Annotated in this window: 4 protein-coding genes; 2 read left to right on the top strand and 2 right to left on the bottom strand. The window is 37.5% G+C overall.

Annotation, left to right across the window (positions count from 1 at the left end; genetic code table 11):
* Positions 1-336: 336 nt before the first annotated feature.
* A complete protein-coding gene (locus tag ACFIJK_RS09070) occupies positions 337-516 on the bottom strand; it encodes a type II toxin-antitoxin system HigA family antitoxin (RefSeq protein ID WP_208431510.1) in 180 nt (59 codons plus the stop codon).
* Between the two features lie 118 nt (positions 517-634).
* Here ACFIJK_RS09070 and ACFIJK_RS09065 point away from each other — a divergent pair, with 118 nt between their 5' ends.
* Positions 635-910 (top strand): type II toxin-antitoxin system RelE/ParE family toxin, encoded by a 276-nt coding sequence (locus tag ACFIJK_RS09065; RefSeq protein ID WP_208431509.1) that lies wholly within the window; start codon positions 635-637, stop codon positions 908-910.
* A 33-nt stretch (positions 911-943) separates the two neighbouring features.
* Positions 944-1,273, top strand: coding sequence for a HigA family addiction module antitoxin (locus ACFIJK_RS09060; protein WP_208439663.1), 330 nt, complete (start codon positions 944-946; stop codon positions 1,271-1,273).
* A gap of 48 nt (positions 1,274-1,321) precedes the next feature.
* Here the strand turns inward: ACFIJK_RS09060 and ACFIJK_RS09055 are convergent, their stop codons facing one another.
* Positions 1,322-1,840, bottom strand: a complete 519-nt coding sequence (locus ACFIJK_RS09055) for a Rha family transcriptional regulator (RefSeq protein ID WP_375627563.1) — start codon at positions 1,838-1,840, stop codon at positions 1,322-1,324.
* Positions 1,841-2,254 lie beyond the last annotated feature (414 nt).

Genomic DNA, 2,254 nt, shown 5'->3' with positions numbered 1-2,254 from the left:
CACAAGTAACCAAGATATGACAGAAGTCAAATGGATAGCTGTTCTATAAGCAGGCTTATATGTTTTTAAGTCCTTTTATCGCTTCTTCAAAGCCCTTTGAAAGGGCTTTTTTGACTGACAGTGTCAGTCTTATGAGAGAGTGTAGATGATTGTTATGGTCTCTTCATTAATTTGGAGAGCAAAATGACAATAGAATTTAAACTTCGTATTCACTTTATTAAGAATGGCAAGGGATCTGAGTTTTTAGCAATATTTGATCAGACAGCCGTTGGTATGGTCGTAAAATCCTTGATGTTAACGTGCAAATTTATCCCCTCCATGCGCCTATTCTTCTCTTTACGCATGAGGTGGAGAAATAGGATAATGTTCTGTTTCATAAGCTTCAATTAACAAAACAAGAGTTTTCATTCTATCAAATTCTGGAGTATTAACTTCTGGCTGATTATCAAACATTGCAGACACAATTTCTAAAGCTTCTTGATAATCTTTTTCAGTGCGAATGGGCTTGATATTCATTTCTTAAATTCTTTTAGTTCTACAGTATTCCATTAACAATATTTAACTGTAACATTTTTGTTGACAATTGTCACTTAATATATTACATCTTACTTAAAATAAAGTTGTTGAGTTTGCTATGATCAAAACATTTAAAAATAAAGACCTACAATCTCTCTGGGAAACAGGAAAAAGTAAGATTGATAGCAGGCTTCATCAGCGTATTATTCGCCGTCTGGATACTCTTGACGCAGCTTCTCAAGTTAGTGATATCAATGTACCAGGTTATAACTTTCATATGCTTAAAAGCTTTACTCCGACTCGCTACACAGTCCATATCAATGGTCCTTGGTGTATCACTTTTGAATTTAAAGACGGGCACGTTTACCACGTTGATCTAGAGCAATACCATTGAAGATTTTAAGATTAATTGTAAAGGAAACTATCCATGACTACACGCAATCCTAATCGTTGTCCTACTCATCCAGGAGAAATTTTAGCCGAATCTTTGGAGCATTTAGATACAAGCAAAACTGAAATTGCTCGGATTCTTCAAATATCACGTCAACATCTACATGGCATCCTTAAAGGAGAACGCCCTGTCACGGCTGTAACAGCGGCTCGCATTGGTAAATTGTTAGGAAATGGACCAGCTCTCTGGCTACAGCTTCAAGCCAATTATGATACATGGCATGCCTTGAGGGACATTGATGTCTCTTCTATTCCAACACTAGAAGTTAGTAAAAAAGTGGATATACAAATGGAACAGAGCCATTAACCACCTCCCCGCCTTTGAAGACGAGGAGATAAAATCATGTTTTTAAAGTTAAGCAGCTTTTACAACAGGGCTTGCTAAAACTCGCTTGGCTTCTTCAACAAGCGTTTTATAATGTTTGCTCTCTTCTGCTAATGTAAAAGCTTTAACAAGATGCATGTGAAGCGGTCCATAAATATAAACAGCTTTTTCAGTAGGTCCCATTTCATCCCAGTTGCTTGGAAAATCAAAGCGTGTATCACGGTCATTATCAATTAATTGGTTTTTTAAATCATAGAAAGCTTTGACGAGTGCTTTTTTGAATGCACGCACCGTATCATTGTTACGCATATAGGTCATGAGTAAAGTTGCTTGTGGTTCATTGAGGATAGCAACTTCTCTTTTTTGTCTTCCACCTTTGGTTCCAAAGGGTAGCATTTCAAATGCGACCCTTCCAAATTCTTCAAAGTCTTCAATGTTTTGACGTACAAGCTGTATAACTGTTTTATGCGTATTGCCTACACCCTCTGCAATTTTTAAAGAGGTTGTGACAGCAATACCAGCATTGTCGATTGTTACTAAATTGTTCATGATGAACTCCTTGTTGACTAATGTTTTTGATTGACACTCAATGAAGAATGCCGGGTGCTCAAAAACACGGCAACAAGCCCGTCGTTATGCTTTCCCCTCGAAAGGGTATTTTATGGCATAACCACACCCGACCCCACTATTATATGCGCGTAGCATATAATGAGTCAAAGTCTTTAATGCACAGAAGACTGATTATTTCGGTAACCAATCCGCTTGTTGTTTTAAGGTGTTTTTCAAGCACCTTTGTATGAATCTAACGGTTTTGAATATTTTGTCAAGTCGTTTTCAAAAGCGGCTTTTTACCTCTCATTTTTCCCATTCATTTTAATTCACCCCTCATTTAAAGGAGCATAAAGTATGGCAATAGGTTTTCTACACGGTGTTGAAGTTGTCGAGGTTGACGACGGCACCCGC

This window comes from Bartonella sp. PS17NMGDW (assembly GCF_042193555.1).
GTDB lineage: Bacteria > Pseudomonadota > Alphaproteobacteria > Rhizobiales > Rhizobiaceae > Bartonella > Bartonella grahamii.
The sequence above is the reverse complement of the archived record's forward strand: the minus strand, read 5'-3'. Positions and strand labels throughout refer to the sequence as shown.